This window comes from Streptomyces sp. NPDC018833, assembly GCF_044390825.1.
Taxonomy (GTDB): Bacteria; Actinomycetota; Actinomycetes; order Streptomycetales; family Streptomycetaceae; genus Streptomyces.
On record NZ_JBIRZM010000008.1, the window covers coordinates 68,389 to 91,044 of the forward strand.

Here is a 22,656-nt window from a genome sequence, read left to right on the forward strand (position 1 = left end):
CCTCTTTCTACGGCACGACACTGACAAGACATGTCGCCAGACTCCGCTTGCGGCGAGTCGGGCGACGGTCCACGGTAGGCCCGGCGGCACCGTCAGCCAATCTGGTTATCCACAGGCGGTGTGGACGAACGACGAGATGCTGTGGAGAACTCTTCGGAACCTGTGCACGGACCGGGGGACAGCACTGTGGACAAACTCATACCCACCTCGCCATGTGGCCTCTGAGCTGGGGCTTTTCCGTCCACCGGCTGTGGGGGAGAAAAACTTTCCCGCGCGGATCAAGATCAGAACAAACAGCACACAGGGCGTCGCGACAAGCGGCACAAAGTAAGGGACACAATCGCTTTGCATCTCTTACCTGTGGAAGATTAGATTGACGCCATGACACAGGCTCCCGCGACCACCGAGGCACGCCGTCGAGGCCATGACCGAGAGATCATCGCGCTCGCCGTCCCCGCCTTCGGCGCACTGGTCGCCGAGCCGCTGTTCGTGATGGTCGACAGCGCCATTGTCGGTCACCTCGGCACACCGCAACTGGCCGGTCTCGGCGTCGCGGCGGCCCTGCTGATGACGGCCGTGAGTGTCTTCGTCTTCCTCGCTTACGCCACCACTGCCGCCGTGGCCCGCCGGGTGGGCGCAGGCGACCTCCAGTCGGCGATCCGCCAGGGCATGGACGGCATCTGGCTCGCCTTCTTCCTCGGCATCGTGGTCATCGCCGTGACCCTGCCCACCGCTCCCTGGCTCATCGACCTCCTCGGCGCATCGGACACCGCGGCACCGCACGCGATCACCTACCTGCGCATCTCCAGCCTCGGCATACCGGCCATGCTGATCGTGCTCGCGGCGACCGGCGTACTGCGTGGACTCCAGGACACACGCACACCTCTCTACGTGGCCATCGGCGGATTCGCGGCCAACGCCGCCCTCAACGCAGGACTCGTCTACGGCGCCGGGCTCGGTGTCGCGGGCTCCGCCTGGGGCACCGTAGCCGCCCAGTGCGGCATGGCGATCGCCTATCTCGTCGTCGTCGTGCGCGGCGCCCGCAAACACGGCTCCTCACTGCGCCCCGACGCGGCCGGGATCAGGGCGAGCGCCCAGGCCGGGGTCCCCCTGCTGGTCCGTACGCTCTCGCTGCGTGCCGTCCTGATGATCGCCACCGCCGTGGCAGCCCGCCTGGGCGACACGGACATCGCGGCCCACCAGATCGTTCTGTCGCTCTGGAGCCTGCTGGCCTTCGCCCTCGACGCGATCGCGATCGCCGGCCAGGCGATCATCGGCCGCTACCTCGGTGCGAATGATGCCGAGGGAGCCAGGCAGGCATGCCGCCGCATGGTGCAGTGGGGTGTCGCCGCAGGTGCGGTCCTCGGAGTCCTGGTCGTGGCCTCACGCCAGCTGTTCATCCCCTTGTTCACCGCGGACCAGGCGGTACAGGACACGCTCCTGCCCGCACTTCTCGTCATCGCGGTGTCCCAGCCGATCGCGGGAGTCGTCTTCGTCCTGGACGGCGTGCTGATGGGCGCGGGGGACGGCCCCTATCTCGCCTGGGCCATGTTCGTCACCCTGGCCGCCTTCGCACCGGTCGCCCTGTTGGTCCCCACTCTCGGCGGCGGCCTGACCGCACTGTGGTGGGCCATGACCCTGATGATGACCGTGCGGCTGCTGACCCTGTGGTGGCGGGCACGGTCAGGCCGTTGGATCGTGACCGGCGCAACCCGCTGACGTTTCACGTGAAACACACCACTGAGAAACACACCACCGCTGGGAACGCGCGAAAAGGCCGCACCCCGAGGGGTGCGGCCCTTCCTACTGCTCAGTCGAGCGCGCTGCTCAGGCGGCGACAACCTCGACGCCGAGCTGCGCGGCAACCTCGGGGTGCAGACGCACGGACACCTGGTGCGAGCCCAGGGTCTTGATCGGCGCACCGAGCTCGACGCGACGCTTGTCGACCTCCGGACCACCGGCAGCCTTGATCGCCGAGGCGATGTCGGCCGGGGTGACGGAGCCGAAGAGGCGGCCGGCGTCGCCGGAGCGAACAGCCAGACGCACCTTCACGGCCTCGAGCTGACCCTTGACAGAGTTGGCCTGCTCGATGGTCGCGATCTCGTGGATCTTGCGGGCGCGGCGGATCTGCGCCACGTCCTTCTCGCCGCCCTTGGTCCAGCGGATCGCGAAACCGCGCGGGACCAGGTAGTTGCGAGCGTAGCCGTCCTTGACGTCGACGACGTCGCCGGCGGCACCGAGGCCGGAGACCTCGTGGGTGAGGATGATCTTCATATCTCGGTCACCCTTCCCTTATCGCGCGGTGGACGTGTAGGGCAGCAGCGCCATCTCACGGCTGTTCTTGACGGCCGTGGCGACGTCACGCTGGTGCTGCGTGCAGTTGCCGGTCACGCGGCGGGCACGGATCTTGCCACGGTCGGAAATGAACTTCCGCAGCATGTTCGTGTCCTTGTAGTCCACGTATGCGGTCTTGTCCTTGCAGAACGCGCAGACCTTCTTCTTAGGCTTGCGCACAGGCGGCTTCGCCATGGTGATTCTCCTGTGTGATCAAGAAGTGGGGTACGAGCTGCCCTTAGAAGGGAGGCTCGTCCGAGTAGCCGCCGCCGGAACCGCCGGAACCGCCGGAGCTTCCGCCCCAGCCGCCCCCGCCGCCCTGCTGGCCGCCGCCGGCCGGCTCGCTGGTGGCCCAGGGGTCGGCGGGTGCACCGCCGCCGCCCTGCTGCTGACCACCGCCGGGGCCGCCGCCCCAGCTGCCGCCGCCCTGCTGACCGCCGCCATACCCGCCCTGGCCGCCGCGGCCGGTGGTCTTGGTGACCTTGGCCGTGGCGTTCTTGAGGCTGGGGCCGACTTCCTCGACATCCAGCTCGAAGACCGTGCGCTTGACGCCCTCGCGGTCCTCGTAGGACCGCTGCTTCAGACGGCCCTGCACGACGACGCGCATGCCGCGCTGAAGCGACTCGGCGACGTTCTCCGCCGCCTGCCGCCAGACCGAGCAGGTGAGGAACAGGCTCTCGCCGTCCTTCCACTCATTGGTCTGCCGGTCGAAGGTGCGGGGAGTGGACGCGACGCGGAACTTCGCGACCGCCGCACCGGACGGGGTGAAGCGCAGCTCGGGGTCGTCGACGAGATTGCCGACGACCGTGATGACGGTCTCGCCTGCCATGGGGGAACCTCTCGGCGGGGATTGCTTCTGGCTGCTTGCTACTCGAACCCGATGACCTCTGAGCTAGACGCTCAGTGGATCTCGGGACGGAGGACCTTGGTCCGGAGGACCGACTCGTTCAGGTTCATCTGCCGGTCGAGCTCCTTGACGACCGCAGGCTCGGCCTGCAGGTCGATGACCGAGTAGATGCCCTCGGGCTTCTTCTTGATCTCGTAAGCGAGACGACGACGGCCCCAGGTGTCGACCTTCTCCACCTTTCCGTTGCCCTCACGGACGACGGAGAGGAAGTTCTCGATCAGCGGGGAGACAGCGCGCTCCTCGAGATCGGGGTCGAGGATGACCATCACCTCGTAGTGACGCATGTGGAACCCACCTCCTTTGGACTCAGCGGCCACGGTCGTTCCGTGGCAGGAGGGTCGTGATGCGTGAGCAACGGTATCCGCCGCCACTGACAATCCCCCTCGACGAGGGGTGATCGCGTCCTGGCCTGGGCAGACACCGGTGCAGACCGTACAGACTACCCGCAGACCGGCTTCCGGTTGAAATCCGGCGGTGGATGGCCGCAATCTGTACGCATCTGGTGCGCGCGGCGCTACGATGCGCCGCCTTCCGGCACAGCCAGGAGGTGCCTCATGGCACATGCAATGCGACGACGGTCCCCCGCCTCTCTCCTCGCCACGGACGGCAAGCCTCATCCGCTTCAGGACACCCTGATGGCGGTCGCTCTGGCCCTCGGTGCCATCGCATTCGTCTCGGCGATGTTCCACCACCTCCACCTGCTGAGCTCGTGGACCGGCCTGCTGGGCATCGTCACGGGAGGGTACGGACAGTTCATCTCGGCGACCACGCGTGAGCGCTTCCTGCTGATCATCGGTCTGGGGGCGTCGGCTGTGGGCTTCTTCCTCGGCATGGCCCACGGCGGACTCTTCGGCGGGGTACTCGGTTAGAACACGCCGCATCGGGAGCGGGCCGCGTGCGGCCCGCTCCTGCGTACAGCCATTCGGGCCGCTTCCTGGGCGCAGTAGGCTTCGGCGCGAGAGCCGGAGCCCCTGTACCCATGGGGACACACCTGCCGAGGAGCGCCCCGCATGAGCCTGACCCTGAGGACCATCAGCCGTGAGCAGCATCTGGCGTACATCCAGAGCCTGCCCTCGGCCAGTCACTGCCAGGTCCCGGCGTGGGCGGACGTGAAGACCGAGTGGCGCTCGGAGAACCTGGGCTGGTTCGACAAGAACGGCGACCTCGTCGGCGCGGGCCTCGTGCTCTACCGGCAGCTGCCCAAGATCAAGCGGTATCTCGCGTACCTCCCCGAGGGGCCGGTCATCAACTGGTACGCCCCGAACCTGGACGACTGGCTGCAGCCCATGCTGGCGCACCTCAAGAACCAGGGCGCCTTCTCCGTGAAGATGGGCCCGCCCGTCGTCATCCGCCGCTGGGACGCCCCCGCGATCAAGGCCGGCATCCAGGACCCGGACGTCAAGCGGCTGCGTGACGTCGAGGCCACCCACATCGAGCCACGGGCCTTCGAGGTCGCCGACCGGCTGCGCAAGATGGGCTGGCAGCAGGGCGAGGACGGCGGCGCGGGCTTCGGCGACGTACAGCCGCGGTACGTCTATCAGGTGCCGCTGGCCAACCGGTCGCTGGACGATGTCCTGAAGGGCTTCAACCAGCTGTGGCGCCGCAACATCAAGAAGGCCGAGAAGGCCGGAGTCGAGGTCGTCCAGGGCCGCTACGAGGACCTGGCCGAGTGGCAGCGCCTGTACGAGATCACGGCGGAGCGGGACCGCTTCCGGCCGCGGCCGCTGTCGTACTTCCAGCGCATGTGGACCGTCCTGAACAACGAGGACCCCAACCGCATGCGGCTGTACTTCGCGCGGCACAACGGCGTGAATCTTTCGGCGGCGACCATGCTCGTCGTCGGCGGACACGTCTGGTACTCCTACGGCGCCTCGGACAACATCGGCCGAGAGGTCCGGCCCTCGAACGCGATGCAGTGGCGGATGCTGCGCGACGCCTACGCCATGGGCGCGACGGTCTACGACCTGCGGGGCATCAGCGACTCGCTCGACGAGACGGATCACCTGTTCGGCCTGATCCAGTTCAAGGTCGGCACCGGCGGCGAGGCCGTCGAGTACATCGGTGAGTGGGACTTCCCGCTCAACAAGCTGCTCCACAAGGCGCTGGACATCTACATGTCGCGCCGCTGAGGACGCCGCGCACCGCTCCGGCGGTGCGAACAACTCCGTAGTCTGTGAAGTCTCGTACCTGTCTTCGATACACCGCAGCCACCAGAAAGGTCCGGGCCGGTCATGGCGCTCTCCCTCTACGTAGACACCGCGCGCTGGCGGGCGCACCAGAAGTCCGTGATCGACCAGTTCCCCGGCCTCGTACCTGTCTGCAAGGGCAACGGCTACGGCTTCGGCCACGAGCGGCTCTCCGACGAGGCCGCACGCTTCGGAGCCGACATGCTGGCGGTCGGCACGACCTACGAGGCGGCCCGGATCAAGGACTGGTTCGGCGGAGACCTGCTGGTCCTCACGCCGTTCCGGCGCGGTGAGGAGCCCGTGCCGCTGCCGGACCGCGTGATCCGCTCGGTGTCGTCGGTGGACGGTGTGCACGCCCTGGTGGGTGCGCGGGTCGTCATCGAGTGCATGAGCTCGATGAAGCGTCACGGCATCACCGAGCAGGAACTCGGCCAGCTGCACGCCGCGATCGAGGACGTGCGACTGGAGGGCTTCGCGCTGCATCTGCCGCTCGACCGAACGGACGGCTCGGACGCCGTCGAGGAGGTCATCGGCTGGATGGACCGACTGCGCGCCGCCCGCCTGCCGCTGCACACCATGTTCGTCAGCCACCTGCGCGCGGACGAACAGGCGCGACTGCAGCAGCAGTTCCCGCAGACCCGGTTCCGGGCGCGGATCGGCACCCGTCTGTGGCTCGGCGACCACGAGGCGACGGAGTACCGCGGAGCGGTCCTGGACGTGACCCGGGTGTCCAAGGGGGACCGTTTCGGCTACCGGCAGCAGAAGGCCGCGTCCGACGGCTGGCTTGTCGTCGTCGCCGGCGGCACGTCGCACGGCGTGGGGCTGGAGGCGCCCAAGGCCATGCACGGGGTGATGCCGCGTGCCAAGGGCGTGGCCCGCGCCGGTCTGGCGACGGTGAACCGCAATCTGTCGCCCTTCGTGTGGGCGGGCAAGCAGCGCTGGTTCGCGGAACCGCCGCACATGCAGGTGTCGATCCTGTTCGTGCCCTCGGACGCCGACGAGCCCAGGGTCGGCGACGAGCTGGTCGCCCACCTGCGGCACACGACCACCCAGTTCGACCGCATCGTCGACCGCTAGGACGCCTTTGCTGCCCGGCGTTCGCCGGCGCCCGAAGCGGCGCCGTCACGCGGACGGCTGTCGCCCTGTGCCCTGCGCTGTCCCGGCCGGAGTGCCCCATTCCACGCGAGGTCCCTCCACGGCGGGCGCGGCGTGCCGCCGCGGCCGCGCCGCCCGTCCCAGGACGAACACGTCCGCGGCCCCGTCGAGCACCCCGCCCGACGGATCGTCCGACCCGTCCGTCCGTACCACATCGCGGTCCGGCATGAGGATGTCCCGCACGATCACCGCGCACAGGTAGAGCGTGCCCAGCAGGTGCACGACGATGGCGACCTGGTAGCCCTCGGGCGGCAGCCCCTGGTGCTTCTCGCTGGTCGTGTACGCCAGGTACATCCAGATCCCGAGGAAGTACACGACCTCACAGGCCTGCCAGACGAGGAAGTCCCGCCAGCGCGGCCGGGCCAGCGCGGCGAGCGGAATCAGCCACAGCACGTACTGCGGTGAGTAGACCTTGTTGGTGAGGACGAACACCGCGACGACCAGGAACGCGAGTTGCGCGAATCGGGGGCGGCGCGGCGCGGTGAGCGTGAGCAGGGCAATGCCGGCGCACGCGAGGAGCGTCAGCACCATCGCGTACGTGTTGACCGTCTCCGCCTCGATCGACTCACCGGTGCGCTGGGTGATGATCAGCCAGAACGAACCGAAGTCGACCGGCCGCTCCTGGCTGAAGGCGTAGAACTTCTTCCACCCCTCCGGTGCCAGCAGCATGACCGGGACGTTGACCACGAGCCACGCCCCCACCGCCCCGAAGGCCGCCGTGAGGAACTCGCGCCACCTGCCCGCGCGCCAGCACAGCACCAGCAGCGGCCCGAGCAGCAGGAACGGGTAGAACTTGGCGGCCGTCGCCAGTCCGATGAGGATGCCGGCGGCGAGCACCCGGCTGCGCGACCACATCAGCATCGCCGAGGCGGTGAGGGCCACGGCCAGCAGGTCCCAGTTGATCGTCGCCGTCAGCGCGAAGGCGGGCGCCAGGGCGACGAGCAGCGCGTCCCAGGGCCGGCGGCGGTGCGTGCGTGTGACGCAGACGGCGATGACCGCGGCGCAGACCATCAGCATGCCCGCGTTGATCATCCAGTACAGCTGCTCGCGCTGCATCATGTCGTCAGCGGCGAGGCCCAGCCAGGAGGCTGCGTCGGCGACCCAGGACGCGACCTGCATGAACAGGCCGGTCAGCACCGGGTACTCGAGGTACTCCATGTCGCCGGGCAGCCGGTCGAAGTAGGGAATGCGCCCGTCGGCGAAACCGCGGCCGAGATACAGATGCGGGATGTCCGAGTAGCAGGCGTGCGTGTACTGCGAACTGGTGCCCCTGAACCAGGCCCAGTTGTAGCAGGGCAGCTTCTGCACCATGCCGAGCGCGAACATGCCGATGGCCACCAGGGCGATGACGCGTACGGGCGTGAGAGGACCGTTTCCGCCGCGCTGTGCCCAGCGGCCCGCCGGGCCGCCGATCAGCTCGCTGCCGGCCGCGGCGATCCTGTCGCGCCGGGTGGGGCGCACATCAGGGCTCTCCCGCCGTGCGGGCAGTCCACGGCGGCGGTCCTCGTTCACGCTCGTCTCTTCTGCGCTGGGCATGGTGCACATCCTGCCGTAAGGGGTCGGCGCACGGAGAGGGCCGCCGTCTCCGGCGGGCACAGGCGCGGGGCGCTGCGCATGCCGGGTACGGCGGCCCTCGGGCGTTGCCGGACCTACGGGTGGTGGCTACTGCTCGGTGCCGTCGGAGCCGCCGATAAAGCCTCCGCCGTTACCGCCGCCGTTGCCGTTGCCTCCTCCGGTGTCGGTAGTCGGTGACGTCGTGGGACTCGTGGTGATCCCACCGCTGTCGCCGCCCTGGTCGGTGCCGCCGTTGGCGCCGCCGGTGGGCTCGCAGGTCCAGTCCTCCCACGGGTTGCAGGACTCCGAGGGGCCGGGGCTCTTCGAGGGGCCCTTCGAGGGCTTCGAGGAGGGGGACTCGGACGGGCTCGAGGACGGCGTGCTGCTGGGCGTCGGCTTGGGGCTGACGGCGCCGCCGCCCCAGACGGCCTCAGCGTCGAGCTCCTCCGGCTCGTCGAACTCGATGATCTTGGCGTTCTTGAGCGCCTTGGACATGTACGTCTGCCAGATCTCGGACGGGAAGGACGAACCGTGGATCGTGTCCCGGTCACCGGTGCCGTACATCTTCAGGAACTCGCGCTTCTTGCCGCTCTTCTCGTCGTCGTCGAGGCGGTACATGTCGATGGCGGTCGACAGCTGCGGGGTGTAGCCGACGAACCACGCGGACTTGTTGTCGTCGGTGGTACCGGTCTTGCCGGCGACCTGGCGGCCGGGGAGGCGCGCGTTCTTACCCGTGCCCTCCTCGTCGTCGACGACGTCCCTGAGCACGTCCGTCACGTTGGTGGCGACGGCCTTGGTGAAGGCCGTCTCGACCTCGTCCTCGTGCTTGTAGATCGTCTGGCCCTTGTGCTCGACGGACGTCACGGAGTACGGGTCGCGCTGCTTTCCATTGGCGGCGAAGGTGCCGTAGGCGCCCGCCATGCGGATGGCGCTGGGGTCGGAGATACCGAGGGAGAACGAAGGGACGTTCGCCTTGACCAGGCTGGTTTCGAGCAGACCGGCGTCGATGGCCGCCTCTCGCACCTGGGGGATGCCGATGTCCATGCCGAGCTGCACGAAGGGCGAGTTGGCCGAGTGGATCATGGCTTCGCGCAGGCTGATGTTCTTGAACGACTCGTCACCGTCGTTGCGCTGGAGCCACTCCTTGCCCTCCTCGTTGCGCCAGATCGAGCCGTCGTAGTTCTTGATCTTGAGCTTGTTGGCGCCGTTGTAGCGGCTCTTGTCCGGGTCGACGATCCTGCGGGTGTCCGACCCCTGCTCCGATCCGAGGCGGGGGTCGCGCACGCCGTCCCGCATCGCGGCGGCCAGCACGAAGGGCTTGAACGTCGATCCGACCTGAGCACCGGTCGCGTCGGCGTTGTTGGTGAAGTGCTTCGTCGCGTCCGCGCCACCGTAGATCGCGACGATCTTCCCGGTCCCCGGCTCCACGGAGGCGCCGCCGAACTGGACGTGCGTGTCCGTCTTCGGCCGCCCCTTCGGGTCGATGTGCTTCTTGTAGATGTCCTTGATGGAGGCCTCGAGCGCGTAGACCTTCTTCTTGTCGAAGGTCGTGTGGATCTCGTAGCCACCCTGCGCCAGCTTGGTGGCCGTCATGCCTTCGTGGTTGTTGATGAAGTTGGACTTGGCCAGGTCCACCAGGTAGCCGATCTGCCCGCTGAGCTGGGCGTTCTTCTTCGGCTTCTCTGGATTGGGGAACTCGGTGTACTTGGCGCGCTCCTCGGCCTTGAGGTGGCCGTCCTTGACCATCTCGTCGAGGATCCAGCGCCAGCGCTTTTCGGCCCGGTCCCTGTTGGCGTCCGCGCTCGCCCTCGCGTCGATCTCCGTGACGCCGGCCGGGTCGTAGTACGTTGCGCCCTTGAGGAGCGTGGCGAGGAACGCGCACTCGCTCGGGTTCAGCTTCTCGGCGTCCTTGTTGTAGTACGTCCGGGCCGCGGCCTGGATGCCGTACGCACCGCGCCCGTAGTACGAGGTGTTCAGGTAGCCCTGCATGATGGCGGGCTTGTCCATCTCACTGTCGATCTTGATGGAGATGAACAGTTCCTGGAACTTGCGGCTCAGGGTCTGGTTCTGGTCCTCCAGCCGCGCGTTCTTCACGTACTGCTGGGTGATGGTGGAGCCACCCTGGGTGTCCTGGCCCTTGGCCATGTTGAACAGCGCACGAGCGATACCCATCGGGTCGATGCCCGAGTCCTTCTCGAAGGTCTTGTTCTCCGCGGAGATCACGGCGTGCTGCATCGCCCGCGGGATCTGGTCGATGCCGACGATCTGGCGGTTGATCTCGCCACCTGTGGCGGCCATCTGGGTCCCGTCGGCCCAGTAGTAGACGTTGTTCTGGGCCGTGGCCGCCTCCGCCTCCTTGGGGATGACGACCATGCTGTACGCGATGGCCGCGGCCACGGTCAGCATCCCGAGGAAGCCGATGCACAGCCCCGCGACGAGCTTCCACGACGGCACCAAGCGCCGCCATCCGTACTTGTTGTGGCGCGGGTAGTCGATCAGCCGCTTCTTGCCGGGAGCCCCTCCGGACCCGGCACGTCGCCCGCCGCCGACAGCGGCGGTCTCCGGGCCACGCCTGCGGCTGCCGCCCCGTTGGGCAGCGCGCCGGGCCTCGGCCCGGCTGCCGTAGGCGCGCTCTTCGCCGTGGGGCGCGGGGGCTGCCGGGGCAGCCCGATCATGTGCTGCGCGGCGGCCGGAAGGCTGGGCGGCGCGTCGGGCCGCGGCGCGTCCGCCACCCTGCGGCTGTGGCGGTTTGCGTCGGTGCTCGCTCATCGAACGACTACTCCTCGGGCAGGCGAGACGCCTGGAAGCGGCAGTTGAGTTCCGGTCCCCCCGAAATGGATACGGACCAAGCTCCTGGCAGAGCTCATCCGCTGTGCATCCACGGCGATGACGCACAGGGGCGTCACATGGTTCCCAGTGGTCTGCATGCCGCACAGACTACGCACGGTCAAAACCCCCGAGCCCTGAAGTTCACCCCATATCAGGCAACCGGCCACCAACGAATTGATGATGTGACGCCGCTCACGATGCCCCCCCTTGTCGCATGCGGAGGTCCGCTCTATCGTGCTGATGTATCGACTCGATACATCAGCACGACACATCGGATGAGCATACGGGCACCGACGGGCAAGGGAGGCGGCAGTGAGCAGACGCTCAGGCATCCTTGAGTTCGCCGTCCTCGGTCTGCTCCGCGAAGCCCCGATGCACGGGTACGAGCTGCGCAAGCGGCTCAACACCTCGCTGGGAATCTTCCGGGCCTTCAGCTACGGAACCCTCTACCCCTGCCTCAAGACGCTGGTCGCCAACGGCTGGTTGATCGAGGAACCGGGAAACGCACCCGAGGACGCCCTCGCCGCATCACTGGCGGGGCGACGCGCCAAGATCGTCTATCGGCTGACGGCGGAAGGCAAGGAGCACTTCGAGGAGCTGCTCTCGCACACCGGCCCCGACACCTGGGAGGACGAGCACTTCGCAGCGCGATTCGCCTTCTTCGGGCAGACGGAGCGCGAGGTGCGGATGCGGGTCCTGGAGGGTCGCCGCAGCCGGCTGGAGGAGCGCCTGGAGAAGATGCGCGCCTCTCTCGCCCGCACCCGTGAGCGCCTCGACGACTACACGCTCGAACTGCAGCGGCACGGCATGGAGTCCGTGGAGCGCGAAGTGCGCTGGCTGAACGAGCTCATCGAGAGTGAGCGGGCAGGGCGGGATCAGCGACGGCCCTCCCCCGAGAGCACCGCTCAGCAGCACAACACATCAGGAGCGACGGGCGGCCTGCCCCGGCATCAGGGAGGCGAGTCTTCCGGAGGGACACCTCCCAACGGCTCCACCCCGCCGGATCCGTCCGACGACACCGCCAAGTGAGGCCCTGCGCTCCGCAGGGTTTCATCCGGAATACCGAGATCACACAGGGAGCAACCGGAATGGGTTCGGTTCGCGTAGCCATCGTCGGCGTGGGCAACTGCGCCGCCTCGCTGGTGCAGGGCGTCGAGTACTACAAGGACGCCGACCCGGCCGCCAAGGTGCCGGGTCTCATGCACGTCCAGTTCGGCGACTACCACGTTCGTGACGTCGAGTTCGTGGCCGCCTTCGACGTGGACGCCAAGAAGGTCGGCCTCGACCTGGCCGACGCCATCGGCGCCAGCGAGAACAACACCATCAAGATCTGCGACGTGCCGTCCACCGGCGTCACCGTGCAGCGCGGCCACACCCTGGACGGTCTGGGCAAGTACTACCGCCAGACCATCGAGGAGTCTCCCGAGGCCCCGGTCGACATCGTCCAGATCCTCAAGGACAAGCAGGTCGACGTCCTGGTCTGCTACCTGCCCGTCGGTTCCGAGGACGCTGCGAAGTACTACGCGCAGTGCGCCATCGACGCCAAGGCCGGCTTCGTCAACGCCCTCCCGGTGTTCATCGCCGGCACCAAGGAGTGGGCGGACAAGTTCACCGAGGCCGGTGTACCGATCGTCGGCGACGACATCAAGTCGCAGGTCGGCGCCACCATCACCCACCGTGTGATGGCGAAGCTCTTCGAGGACCGGGGCGTGATCCTGGACCGCACGATGCAGCTGAACGTCGGCGGCAACATGGACTTCAAGAACATGCTGGAGCGCGAGCGCCTGGAGTCCAAGAAGATCTCGAAGACGCAGGCCGTCACCTCGCAGATCCCGGACCGCGACATGGGCGAGAAGAACGTCCACATCGGTCCGTCGGACTACGTGGCCTGGCTCGACGACCGCAAGTGGGCGTACGTGCGCCTCGAGGGCCGTGCCTTCGGTGACGTCCCGCTGAATCTGGAGTACAAGCTCGAGGTGTGGGACTCGCCGAACTCCGCGGGTGTCATCATCGACGCCCTGCGCGCCGCGAAGATCGCCAAGGACCGGGGTATCGGTGGTCCGATCCTCTCCGCGTCCTCGTACTTCATGAAGTCGCCGCCGGTCCAGTACTTCGACGACGAGGCACGGGAGAACGTCGAGAAGTTCATCAAGGGCGAGGTCGAGCGCTAAGCGTTCGTCCCGTCCGATCGAGGAGGGTCCCCGGGTCATCGGACCGGGGACCCTCCTCGTATGTGACGCTTGCTCGCATGTCCGCTGTACGTGATCTGCGCGTACTACTGCGCCTGTCCGACTTCCGCCGACTGCTGGCCGTCCGACTGCTCTCCCAGGCGGCCGACGGCGTCTATCAGGTCGCGCTCGCCGCGTACGTGGTCTTCTCCCCCGAGAGGCAGACCTCCCCGGCCGCCATCGCCACCGCCATGGCCGTCCTGCTGCTCCCGTACTCCTTCGTCGGCCCCTTCGCCGGCGTACTTCTCGATCGCTGGCAGCGCCGACAGGTCCTTCTCTACGGCAACCTCCTGCGCGCCCTCCTCGCCGGCGGTACGGCGCTGCTGATCCTTTTCTCGTTGCCGGACTGGCTCCTCTACGCCTCCGCGCTGTCCGTCACGGCCGTCAACCGGTTCGTCCTGGCCGGGCTGTCGGCCGCCCTGCCCCGGGTGGTCGACGCCGACCGCCTCGTCATGGCCAACTCCGTCTCGCCCACCGCAGGGACCCTGGCCGCCACCGCGGGCGGCGGGCTGGCCTTTCTTGTCCGTCTCGTCGTCGCCGACTCCGATGCCGTGGTGGTGCTGCTCGGGGCGGTGCTCTATCTCTGCTCTGCCATGGCGTCGCTGCGCATGGCGCGTGAGCTGCTCGGCCCCGCCCCAGAGCTTGTCCAGCCCCGTCTGCTCGTGGCGATCGCCTCCACGGCACGCGGGCTGATGGGCGGGCTGCGGCATCTCGCACAGCGCCCTCCGGCGGCTCATGCGCTGGCAGCCATGACGCTGATGCGGTTCTGCTACGGAGCACTCACCGTGATGGTGCTGATGCTGTGCCGGTACGCCTGGTCCGAAACCGAATCGGACGGGCTTGCCCTCCTCGGCCTTGCACTCGCCTTCTCGGGCGCGGGGTTCTTCGCCGCTGCCGTGCTGTCACCCTCGGGCGTCGGACGCCTCGGCCGGTACGGCTGGATGGTGGCCTGTGCCGCGGCGGCGGCCCTCCTGGAGCCGGCGCTGGGCCTCCCTTTCAGGCCTTGGCCGATGCTGGCCGCCGCTTTCGTTCTGGGGCTCGTCACCCAAGGAGCGAAGATCGCGACGGACACGATCGTCCAGACCACCACGGACGACGCCTTCCGCGGCCGGATCTTCGCGCTTTACGACATGCTGTTCAACGTGGGCTTCGTCGGAGCGGCCGGTATCGCGGCGCTCATGCTGCCCCCGGACGGCAGATCGGCTCCGCTGGTCGGGTTGGTCGCGGTGGTCTATGCGGTGGTCGCGGTGACGCTGGCCCGCTGGAAACGCGCGGGGGAGATGCCGTAAAGCCGCAGGGCGATGTTTCACGTGAAACATCGCCCCGCCACAGTCGTCCCGGGCGCATGTTTCACGTGAAACATCGCACCCGTTTCTCACTCAGCCGTGAGTCCCCCACCACTCCTTGAGCGCGGCAACGGCGGCATCGTGCTCCATCGGCCCGTTCTCCAGACGCAGATCGAGAAGGAACGCATACGCCTTGCCGATGACCGGCCCCGGCCCCACACCCAGGATCGCCTGGATCTGGTTGCCGTTGAGATCCGGCCGGATCGCGTCCAGCTCCTCCTGCTCCTGCAACTGGGCAATGCGCTCTTCCAGCCCGTCGTACGCCCGGGAGAGTGCAGCGGCCTTCCGCTTGTTCCGGGTCGTGCAGTCCGAGCGCGTCAGCTTGTGCAGCCGGGTCAGCAACGGCCCGGCGTCCCGCACATAGCGCCGCACCGCCGAATCCGTCCACTCACCGGTGCCGTAGCCATGGAAACGCAGATGCAGCTCGACGAGCCTCGCGACGTCCTTGACCATCTCGTTCGAGTACTTGAGCGCCGCCATCCGCTTCTTGACCATCTTCGCTCCCACCACCTCGTGGTGATGGAAGGAGACGCGCCCGTCCGTCTCGAACCGCCGTGTCCTCGGCTTTCCGATGTCGTGGAGCAGAGCAGCGAGTCTCAGCACCAGGTCCGGACCGTCGTCCTCGAGGTCGATGGCCTGCTCGAGCACGGTGAGCGAGTGCTCGTACACATCCTTGTGGCGGTGGTGTTCGTCGCTCTCGAGACGCAGCGCCGGCAGCTCGGGCATCACGTACTCGGCGATCCCGGTGTCCACGAGCAGCCCCAGCCCCTTGCAGGGGTGCGCGGACAGCAGCAGCTTGTTCAGTTCGTCGCGCACACGCTCAGCGGAGACGATCTCGATGCGCTGTGCCATCGCCCTCATGGCGGCCACCACCTCGGGTGCCACCTCGAAATCGAGCTGAGCCGCGAATCGGGCGGCGCGCATCATGCGCAGCGGATCGTCCGAGAAGGACTCCTCAGGGGTGCCAGGGGTCTTGAGCACGCGCGCCGCGAGGTCCTCAAGGCCGCCGTGCGGGTCGATGAACACCTTCTCCGGAAGGGCCACGGCCATGGCGTTCACCGTGAAGTCCCGACGGACGAGGTCTTCCTCGATGGAGTCGCCGTAGGACACCTCGGGTTTGCGCGAGGTCCGGTCGTAGGCCTCCGAACGGTAGGTGGTCACCTCGATCTGGAAGCGCTGCACCTCGTCCCCGACCCGGCCGTCCTTCTGCGAGCCGACCGTGCCGAAGGCGATGCCGACGTCCCAGACCGAGTCCGCCCACGGCCGGATGATCTTCAATACGTCCTCGGGCCGAGCATCCGTCGTGAAGTCGAGATCGTTGCCGAGCCGGCCGAGAAGTGCGTCACGTACCGACCCCCCGACCAGGGCGAGACTGAACCCGGCCTCCTGGAAACGGCGGGCAAGATCGTCGGCGACCGGGGACACCCGCAGCAATTCGCTCACCGCGCGGCGTTGCACCTGGTTCAGGGCGTTGGGGTTGTCTTCATTGGCGTTCGGCACAACAGAAAAGGGTACGTGCCCGGGCCGACCGGAGCGCCCCGGTTTACGGCGGCCCTGGCAGACCCTTGCGATCTTGTGATGCACTCCGCGGCACTTCGACACAGCGGGCCTCGTTACCATGCGTGGACGCAAGAACCAGAGAACCACCACCGGCAAGCAGACGACGAGGGACGGGCGAGCGCGTGGCCGAGGCGGCAGACTTCCAGGGGATGCGTACTTCTCCTGCCCGCCGGTGGCTGCGTCGCTCAGCCTCCCTGCTCACCGGCGTACCTCTCGTGGCCGGGCTGCTCGGCGGCCCCGCGGCGCCGGCTGTACATGCCGCGCAGGACGCCACCGGATCGCGGACGGTCGATGTGTCTCTCGACACGTTCACGCCCTCGGCACCGGGCAAGAAGGACACGATCACCATCTCCGGCACGGTGATCAACAAGGGCAAGCAGACGATCACGGAGGCACACGTCGATCTGCGGGTGGGGCAGAAGCTGTCCGGTCGGACCTCCATCGACCGTGCCGCGGAGCGCACCGGTTACTACCCGGGCCTCGACGGCCCGGAGATCGACGACAAGTACACGGTCGAGATCCCACGGCTCGCCTCCGGCATCAGCCATGACTTCCGGCTCTCCGTCCCCGCCGACGAGCTCGACCTCGACGAGGACGGCGGCGTCTACCAGCTCGGGGTCTCGCTCTCCGGTCAGACCGCGAGCCTGCCGTTCGACCAGGTGCTGGGCATCGAGCGCACCTTCCTGCCGTGGCAGCCGGAGGCGGCGGAGAAGAAGACGCGTCTGACCTACCTGTGGCCGCTGATCTCCTCCACCCATCTCACCTCCGAGACGGGCTCCGACGAGCAGCAGACACCCGTCTTCGAGGACGAGTCGCTGGCAGCCGAACTGTCCACCGGTGGCCGCCTCGATCAGCTCGTCTCCCTCGGCGGTGAGCTGCCGGTCACCTGGGTGATCGATCCCGACCTGCTGGCCACCGTGGACGCCATGACACGGGACTACCAGGTCAAGAAGGGGAACACCACGGTCCCCGGCAAGAACCAGGCCGTGGCCAAGCGCTGGCTCAGCGATCTCGAAGCGGCGGTGAAGGACCGCAAGGTCGTCGCCCTGCCGTTCGCCGATCCCGATCTGGCCTCCCTGGCCCACCGCGGCAAATCCGTCTCCGGCTCCCTCAGCCATCTGAAGCCGGCCACCGAGGTCGCCGCGGTCACGGTGGAAACCGTCCTCCATGTGAAGGCGTCGACCGACTTCGCCTGGCCCGTGGAGGGGGCGATCGACTCCTCGATCGTCGATGTGGCCACGTCGGCCGGTGCACACAAGGTGATCGCCCGCAGCGACAGCCTCCAGGACAGCCTGGGCTACACGCCCACCGCTGCCCGGCCCATCGGCGGCGGCACGACCGCGGTCGTCGCCGACTCGCGGCTCTCCAAGGCGTTCCAGGGCGACATGACCCGGTCGGACACCTCGACGCTCGCCGTCCAGGAGTTCCTCGCCCAGTCGCTCGCCGTACTGCATCAGGCCCCGGACAAACAGCGCAGCATCGTCGTCGCCCCCCAGCGTGTGCCCACGGCCGCCCAGGCCCAGTCCATGGCGCGTGCCGTCCAGGCACTCAGCAGCCAGCGCTGGACCCAGCCGCTGGACCTGGTCTCCGCCGCGGCCGCGAAGCCGGACGCCGACGCCAACACCAAGGTGCCCAGCACCTCCCAGTACCCGGGCAAGCTCCGTAGGCAGGAGCTGCCCGTCGAGGCGTTCCAGGACGTCAGGGGCACTCAGGAAGGCCTCGACATGTTCGAGGGCATCCTCACCCAGGCCGACCGGGTGAACACGCCCTTCGGCAGGGCCATAGACCGCGAGCTGTCGGCCTCCTGGCGGGGCAACCCCGCAGCGGCCCAGCAGTACCGCAATGGCGTGCGGAGCTATCTGCGGGACCTCACGGAGGAGGTCCAGCTGATCGAGAAGTCGGATGTGACCCTCTCCGGCCGCAGCGCCACGATTCCGGTCACTGTGCAGAACGAACTGGTCCAGGGCATCGACCATCTGGTGCTCCGGCTCACCTCGCACAACCCGACGCGTCTGAACCTCGACGGCGACAAGGGCATCGCCGAGCAGCGGGTCCAGATCGACGGCGGCCACAGCCAGACGGTGAAGTTCCCCGCGACGGCCAATGTCAACGGTCAGGTCCAGGTGACCGCGCAGCTCTACACGCAGGACGGCAGGCTGTACGGCGAGGCCATGGACTTCACGGTGAAGGTCTCCGAGATCACACCGACGGTCATGCTGGTGATCGCGGGCGGCGTTCTGCTTCTCGTGCTCGCCGGCATCAGGATGTACACCCAGCGCAAGCGCGCCGGCGCCCAGGAGACGGCGGCTGCGGAGGCCGAGGAAGCATCGGTCGGCGACGACACCGACGCGGACGGGGCAGAAAGCACGCGGGGTGACATCGAGGGCCCGGATCGCGGGCAGGCGAGTGACCTGGGACCGGAAACCCGACCCGAAAGCGGCGCCCCGTCGGGCGCTGGTGAGAAAGTGGACCGTTGAGCGATGTGGTGGCCGGTCGGCCGGGGACGATGAGGTGGGGTAGTGATGAACGCGCCGTACGACGGTGACCGCGGCCAAGGCACGGGTGCAGACCCGGCCGGCCAGGTCCCGCCGCCGCATCAGCCCGCTCCCGATCAGTTTTCCCAGGATCCCTACGTCCAGGACGCCTACGCCCCCGACCCCTTCCAGTCGCAGGACCTCTCGGCCCAGGACCCGGTGACCGAGGCGCTCTACGACCGGTCGGCACACCCTCCACCGCCTCCGGGCAGCTACCCGGAACCGCAGCCGCTCTACCAGCAGCCTCCTGCCTCCGCGTACGCCCCCGACCCCCGCGTCTGGGCCCAGACGCCGCCGCCCGAGCCGGAGGGGCCCTTGCGCCATCTCCCCTACGGGGACGCGGCCAGGACCACCGAGTTCACCGGCGTGGACGATCTCGTCACCCGCGCCGGCGACAAGACTCCGGAACCCGACGCGTTCGCCCACCTCTTCCGGGACCAGCAGACCTCGGCGCAACCGGCTCCGGCCGAACCCGTGCCCGCGGCGCCCCCGCCGAAGAAGCCGGCCGGGAAGGCCTCCGGTCTGCTGAGGTCCAGCGCCGTGATGGCGGCGGGCACACTGGTCTCCCGTCTCACCGGCTTTGTCCGCAGCCTGGTGATCACCGCGGCGCTGGGTGCGGCTTTCCTGGGTGACACGTACACCGTCGCGTACACCCTGCCGACGATGATCTACATCCTCACCGTGGGCGGCGGGCTGAACTCTGTCTTCGTGCCGCAGTTGGTGCGGGCGATGAAGAACGACGAGGACGGCGGCGAGGCCTACGCCAACCGCCTGCTCACCCTGGTGATGGTGGCGCTGGGCGCCATCGTCGCCCTTGCCGTGTTCGCCGCGCCGCTGCTGATCCGGCTGATGTCGGACACCATCGCGAGCGACCAGGCGGCCAACAGTGTCGCCGTCACCTTCGCCCGCTACTGCCTGCCCACGATCTTCTTCATGGGCATCCATGTGGTCATGGGCCAGATCCTCAACGCCCGCGGCAAGTTCGGCGCGATGATGTGGACCCCGGTCCTCAACAACATCGTCATGATCACCACGTTCGGCCTCTTCATCTGGGTGTACGGCACCTCGGCCGAATCACAGATGGGTGTGCAGACGATCCCGCCGGAAGGCGTCCGTCTCCTCGGCATCGGAACCCTGCTCGGCCTGGTCGTCCAGGCGCTGGCGATGATTCCGTACCTGCGTGAGACCGGCTTCCGCTTCCGTCCGCGGTTCGACTGGAAGGGCCACGGCCTGGGTAAGACGGTGAAGCTGGCCAAGTGGACGGTGCTCTTCGTTCTCGCCAACCAGGCCGGAGTGCTCGTCGTCACCCAGCTCGCCACCGCGGCCGGTGAGGCCTCGGGCAAGCAGGGCGCGGGCTTCATCGCCTACACCAACGCCCAGCTCATCTGGGGCATGCCCCAGGCCATCATCACCGTCTCCGTGATGGCCGCCCTCCTGCCGCGGATCTCCCGCGCCGCGCACGACGACGATCCGGGTGCCGTACGGGACGACATCTCCCAGGGGCTTCGCAACTCCGCGGTCGCCATCGTCCCGGTCTCCTTCGCGTTCCTCGCGCTGGGCGTCCCGATGTCCACGCTGCTCTTCGCGTCCAGCGGCCAGGAGGCCGCCCGGGGCATGGGCTTCATCCTGATGGCCTTCGGTCTCGGCCTGATCCCCTACTCCGTGCAGTACGTCGTGCTCCGCGGCTTCTACGCGTACGAGGACACCCGGACCCCGTTCTACAACACGGTCATCGTCGCCGCGGTCAACGCCGGTGCCTCCACCCTCTGTTACGTGCTGCTGCCCGCCCAATGGGCCGTTGTCGGCATGGGCGCCTCCTACGGATTCGCCTACGCGGTGGGTGTCGGAGTCGCCTGGCGACGGCTCAAGAAGCGCCTCAGCGGCGATCTGGACGGCCCGCATGTGATGCGGACCTACGCACGGCTCTGCATGGCCTCCGTACCGGCCGCGATCGCGGGCGGTACGGCCGCCTTCGGCGTCATCACAGTACTGGGCAGCGGCGCGGGCGGCTCGGTGGTGGCACTGGTCGTCGGCGGAGCCGTACTGCTGGGCGTCTTCTTCGTCGCGGCGAAGAGGATGCGCATCGCGGAACTCAACGCCATGGTCGGCATGGTCCGAGGACGTCTCGGCCGCTAGGACGGACCGGCCCTGGCACAACCATCGTCGGACGTCGCGTGTCGTGCATAGCGTCCGACTGTGGGCACAATTGGCATGGCGTTTGGATACGGCGCAACGGATGGGGAGGCAGGAACGACGGTGGCGGAACGTAGCACGGCTGCCGTCGACGTGGCCGACAACGGCGGGGACGAACCGCTGACCGCACAGGCGGGTAAGGCCACGACCGACGGGGCGGCAGAATCCCAGAAGACGGCGGAGACGACCGCACCTGAGGACGGCGAGGCGAAGACCGGAACGAAGAGCGCGGCAAAGGGCGGGGAGCTCTCCCACTCGACACCTGAACTGCACAGCGGCCACAAACTCGCCAGACGCTACCGCCTGGAGGAATGCGTCACCCGTCTGGACGGTTTCAGCAGTTGGCGTGCCGTCGACGAGAAACTGCGCCGAGCCGTCGGCGTCCACCTCCTGCCCGCCGACCACCCCAGGGCCCGGTCCGTTCTCGCGGCCGCCCGCTCATCAGCCCTTCTCGGCGACCCGCGCTTCGTCCAGGTCCTCGACGCCGTCGAGGAGAACGACCTCGTCTACGTCGTCCACGAATGGCTCCCCGACGCCGTCGAGCTGACCACGCTGCTGGCCGCCGGCCCTCTGGAACCGCACGACGCCTACCAGCTCGTCGAGCAGGTGTCGTTGGCCATGGCCGCGGCCCACCGCGAGGGGCTCGCACATCTCCGGCTCACCCCCGGCGCGGTTCTGCGGACGTCCACCGGGCAGTACCGCATCCGCGGCCTCGCGGTGAACGCAGCGCTGCGCGGCATCTCCGCCGAGCGTCCTCAGCGCACCGACACCGAGGCGATCGGCGCCCTGCTGTACGCCGCGCTCACCCAGCGCTGGCCGTACGAGAGCGATGCGTACGGCCTCTCGGGGCTCCCCAAGGGCGTCGGTCTTGTCGCACCCGACCAGGTACGCGCCGGCGTCCATCGCGGACTGTCCGAACTGGCCATGCGTGCTCTCGTCAACGACGGTGCCACCGCATCCCGCCAGGAGCCGCCGTGCACCACGCCGGACGAACTGGCGAAGGCGGTCGCCGCGATGCCGCGCATCCGGCCGCCGGAGCCTTCGTTCACCGCGCCGCCCGAGTACCAGCGCACCACCTACCAGCAGGGCAACTACGGCCGCCCGGCCGCACGACCGGGCATGGGCGTCACCCAGACGGCGCCCACACCGCCCGCCCCGCTCGAGAGCCGTACCGGCAAGGCACTGAAGTGGGCCGTGTCCGCGCTCCTCATCGCGGCGCTGGGCCTCGGCAGCTGGCAGGTGGCCGACACGCTGCTGGGCCAGGAGAACGGTTCCGAGGAGCCCCAGACCTCTCAGACGTCCATCACGGGCGGCGAGAACGAGAAGCCCAAGGCTCCCGTCCCCCTGGCCGTGCAGTCGGCACAGGAGTACGCCCCGGACGGCGCTCCCCAGAACGCGGGGAACGTCGGTGCCGCCCACGACGGCGACAGCACCACGTACTGGCGGACCAAGAGCTACTTCGACGGACCGGAATTCGCTCCGTCGGTGAAACAGGGTGTGGGCATTGTCTTCGACCTGGGCTCTGAGAAGGGCGTCTCCAACGCGTCCATAGCGTTGCGTTACAGCGGAGATCACACCACGATCAGCCTCTACGCCGCTGATTCACTGTCGCCGTCCGGCCCGGTGGCCTCCATGACACAGATCGCCTCCGGACAGACCAGCGGATCGGCACTCACGTTGACGGCCAAGAAGCCGGTGACAAGCCGTTATGTCCTGCTCTGGATGACCGCGATGCCGCACTCGTCGAACGACGAGTACAGCGGTACCGGTTACAAGCAAGGCATCACGGACGTCACGTTCACCGGCTGACGGAGAACGAAGCGGGGAGGG

Annotated in this window: 17 protein-coding genes; 10 read left to right on the forward strand and 7 right to left on the reverse strand. The window is 68.1% G+C overall.

Features of this window, described 5'->3' with window-relative positions; translation table 11 throughout:
- The first annotated feature begins 381 nt into the window (after positions 1-381).
- The gene (locus tag ACH5AF_RS18035; RefSeq protein ID WP_398902612.1) at positions 382-1,719 is read left to right on the forward strand and encodes an MATE family efflux transporter; all 1,338 of its coding nucleotides are present in this window, start codon (positions 382-384) and stop codon (positions 1,717-1,719) included.
- 108 nt (positions 1,720-1,827) lie between these two features.
- Here ACH5AF_RS18035 and rplI read toward each other — a convergent pair whose 3' ends face one another.
- The 4 genes from rplI to rpsF all read right to left on the reverse strand — a co-directional run bounded on the left by rplI (position 1,828) and on the right by rpsF (position 3,525).
- On the reverse strand, positions 1,828-2,274 hold the full coding sequence (gene rplI, locus ACH5AF_RS18040; RefSeq protein WP_215182355.1) for a 50S ribosomal protein L9: 447 nt from the start codon (positions 2,272-2,274) through the stop codon (positions 1,828-1,830).
- Positions 2,275-2,292: 18 nt separating this feature from the next.
- Positions 2,293-2,529 carry a 30S ribosomal protein S18 gene (gene rpsR / locus ACH5AF_RS18045; protein ID WP_005315025.1) on the reverse strand — a complete coding sequence of 79 codons (237 nt, stop codon included), beginning with the start codon at positions 2,527-2,529 and terminating at the stop codon, positions 2,293-2,295.
- A 43-nt stretch (positions 2,530-2,572) separates the two neighbouring features.
- Positions 2,573-3,163: a single-stranded DNA-binding protein gene (locus ACH5AF_RS18050; protein WP_398902613.1), complete on the reverse strand. Its 591-nt coding sequence runs from the start codon at positions 3,161-3,163 to the stop codon at positions 2,573-2,575.
- Positions 3,164-3,234: 71 nt separating this feature from the next.
- The gene (gene rpsF / locus ACH5AF_RS18055; protein WP_015609864.1) at positions 3,235-3,525 is read right to left on the reverse strand and encodes a 30S ribosomal protein S6; all 291 of its coding nucleotides are present in this window, start codon (positions 3,523-3,525) and stop codon (positions 3,235-3,237) included.
- Positions 3,526-3,795: 270 nt separating this feature from the next.
- Here rpsF and ACH5AF_RS18060 point away from each other — a divergent pair, with 270 nt between their 5' ends.
- The 3 genes from ACH5AF_RS18060 to ACH5AF_RS18070 all read left to right on the forward strand — a co-directional run bounded on the left by ACH5AF_RS18060 (position 3,796) and on the right by ACH5AF_RS18070 (position 6,504).
- Complete coding sequence (locus ACH5AF_RS18060) at positions 3,796-4,110, forward strand: hypothetical protein (RefSeq protein WP_398902614.1); 315 nt, start codon at positions 3,796-3,798, stop codon at positions 4,108-4,110.
- A gap of 141 nt (positions 4,111-4,251) precedes the next feature.
- Positions 4,252-5,370, forward strand: coding sequence for a lipid II:glycine glycyltransferase FemX (locus ACH5AF_RS18065; protein ID WP_398902615.1), 1,119 nt, complete (start codon positions 4,252-4,254; stop codon positions 5,368-5,370).
- A gap of 102 nt (positions 5,371-5,472) precedes the next feature.
- Positions 5,473-6,504, forward strand: coding sequence for an alanine racemase (locus ACH5AF_RS18070; protein ID WP_398902616.1), 1,032 nt, complete (start codon positions 5,473-5,475; stop codon positions 6,502-6,504).
- Positions 6,505-6,549: 45 nt separating this feature from the next.
- On the opposite strand, the gene ACH5AF_RS18075 is transcribed toward ACH5AF_RS18070, so the two are convergent.
- Complete coding sequence (locus tag ACH5AF_RS18075; RefSeq protein ID WP_398902617.1) at positions 6,550-8,118, reverse strand: glycosyltransferase family 87 protein; 1,569 nt, start codon at positions 8,116-8,118, stop codon at positions 6,550-6,552.
- Between the two features lie 126 nt (positions 8,119-8,244).
- On the reverse strand, positions 8,245-10,905 hold the full coding sequence (locus tag ACH5AF_RS18080; protein WP_398902618.1) for a transglycosylase domain-containing protein: 2,661 nt from the start codon (positions 10,903-10,905) through the stop codon (positions 8,245-8,247).
- Between the two features lie 372 nt (positions 10,906-11,277).
- Between ACH5AF_RS18080 and ACH5AF_RS18085 the strand changes: the two genes are divergently transcribed.
- The 3 genes from ACH5AF_RS18085 (at position 11,278) to ACH5AF_RS18095 (ending at position 14,482) form a co-directional block, all read left to right on the forward strand.
- A complete protein-coding gene (locus ACH5AF_RS18085; protein WP_398902619.1) occupies positions 11,278-11,994 on the forward strand; it encodes a helix-turn-helix transcriptional regulator in 717 nt (238 codons plus the stop codon).
- A gap of 59 nt (positions 11,995-12,053) precedes the next feature.
- Positions 12,054-13,136, forward strand: a complete 1,083-nt coding sequence (locus ACH5AF_RS18090; RefSeq protein WP_398902620.1) for an inositol-3-phosphate synthase — start codon at positions 12,054-12,056, stop codon at positions 13,134-13,136.
- A gap of 77 nt (positions 13,137-13,213) precedes the next feature.
- On the forward strand, positions 13,214-14,482 hold the full coding sequence (locus ACH5AF_RS18095) for an MFS transporter (RefSeq protein ID WP_398902621.1): 1,269 nt from the start codon (positions 13,214-13,216) through the stop codon (positions 14,480-14,482).
- 90 nt (positions 14,483-14,572) lie between these two features.
- On the opposite strand, the gene ACH5AF_RS18100 is transcribed toward ACH5AF_RS18095, so the two are convergent.
- Complete coding sequence (locus ACH5AF_RS18100; protein WP_398902622.1) at positions 14,573-16,039, reverse strand: CCA tRNA nucleotidyltransferase; 1,467 nt, start codon at positions 16,037-16,039, stop codon at positions 14,573-14,575.
- Between the two features lie 182 nt (positions 16,040-16,221).
- Between ACH5AF_RS18100 and ACH5AF_RS18105 the strand changes: the two genes are divergently transcribed.
- The 3 genes from ACH5AF_RS18105 (at position 16,222) to ACH5AF_RS18115 (ending at position 22,635) form a co-directional block, all read left to right on the forward strand.
- Positions 16,222-18,576, forward strand: coding sequence for a DUF6049 family protein (locus tag ACH5AF_RS18105; RefSeq protein ID WP_398902623.1), 2,355 nt, complete (start codon positions 16,222-16,224; stop codon positions 18,574-18,576).
- 45 nt (positions 18,577-18,621) lie between these two features.
- A complete protein-coding gene (murJ, locus tag ACH5AF_RS18110) occupies positions 18,622-20,769 on the forward strand; it encodes a murein biosynthesis integral membrane protein MurJ (RefSeq protein WP_398902624.1) in 2,148 nt (715 codons plus the stop codon).
- A 120-nt stretch (positions 20,770-20,889) separates the two neighbouring features.
- Complete coding sequence (locus ACH5AF_RS18115) at positions 20,890-22,635, forward strand: serine/threonine protein kinase (RefSeq protein WP_398902625.1); 1,746 nt, start codon at positions 20,890-20,892, stop codon at positions 22,633-22,635.
- The last annotated feature ends 21 nt before the right edge of the window (positions 22,636-22,656 follow it).

Coding starts and splice junctions, on each gene's coding strand:
- ACH5AF_RS18035 (WP_398902612.1), top strand. CDS start 382: ATGACACAGGCTCCCGCGACCACCGAGGCACGCCGTCGAGGCCATGAC.
- rplI (WP_215182355.1), bottom strand. CDS start 2,274: ATGAAGATCATCCTCACCCACGAGGTCTCCGGCCTCGGTGCCGCCGGC.
- rpsR (WP_005315025.1), bottom strand. CDS start 2,529: ATGGCGAAGCCGCCTGTGCGCAAGCCTAAGAAGAAGGTCTGCGCGTTC.
- ACH5AF_RS18050 (WP_398902613.1), bottom strand. CDS start 3,163: ATGGCAGGCGAGACCGTCATCACGGTCGTCGGCAATCTCGTCGACGAC.
- rpsF (WP_015609864.1), bottom strand. CDS start 3,525: ATGCGTCACTACGAGGTGATGGTCATCCTCGACCCCGATCTCGAGGAG.
- ACH5AF_RS18060 (WP_398902614.1), top strand. CDS start 3,796: ATGGCACATGCAATGCGACGACGGTCCCCCGCCTCTCTCCTCGCCACG.
- ACH5AF_RS18065 (WP_398902615.1), top strand. CDS start 4,252: ATGAGCCTGACCCTGAGGACCATCAGCCGTGAGCAGCATCTGGCGTAC.
- ACH5AF_RS18070 (WP_398902616.1), top strand. CDS start 5,473: ATGGCGCTCTCCCTCTACGTAGACACCGCGCGCTGGCGGGCGCACCAG.
- ACH5AF_RS18075 (WP_398902617.1), bottom strand. CDS start 8,118: ATGCCCAGCGCAGAAGAGACGAGCGTGAACGAGGACCGCCGCCGTGGA.
- ACH5AF_RS18080 (WP_398902618.1), bottom strand. CDS start 10,905: ATGAGCGAGCACCGACGCAAACCGCCACAGCCGCAGGGTGGCGGACGC.
- ACH5AF_RS18090 (WP_398902620.1), top strand. CDS start 12,054: ATGGGTTCGGTTCGCGTAGCCATCGTCGGCGTGGGCAACTGCGCCGCC.
- ACH5AF_RS18095 (WP_398902621.1), top strand. CDS start 13,214: ATGTCCGCTGTACGTGATCTGCGCGTACTACTGCGCCTGTCCGACTTC.
- murJ (WP_398902624.1), top strand. CDS start 18,622: ATGAACGCGCCGTACGACGGTGACCGCGGCCAAGGCACGGGTGCAGAC.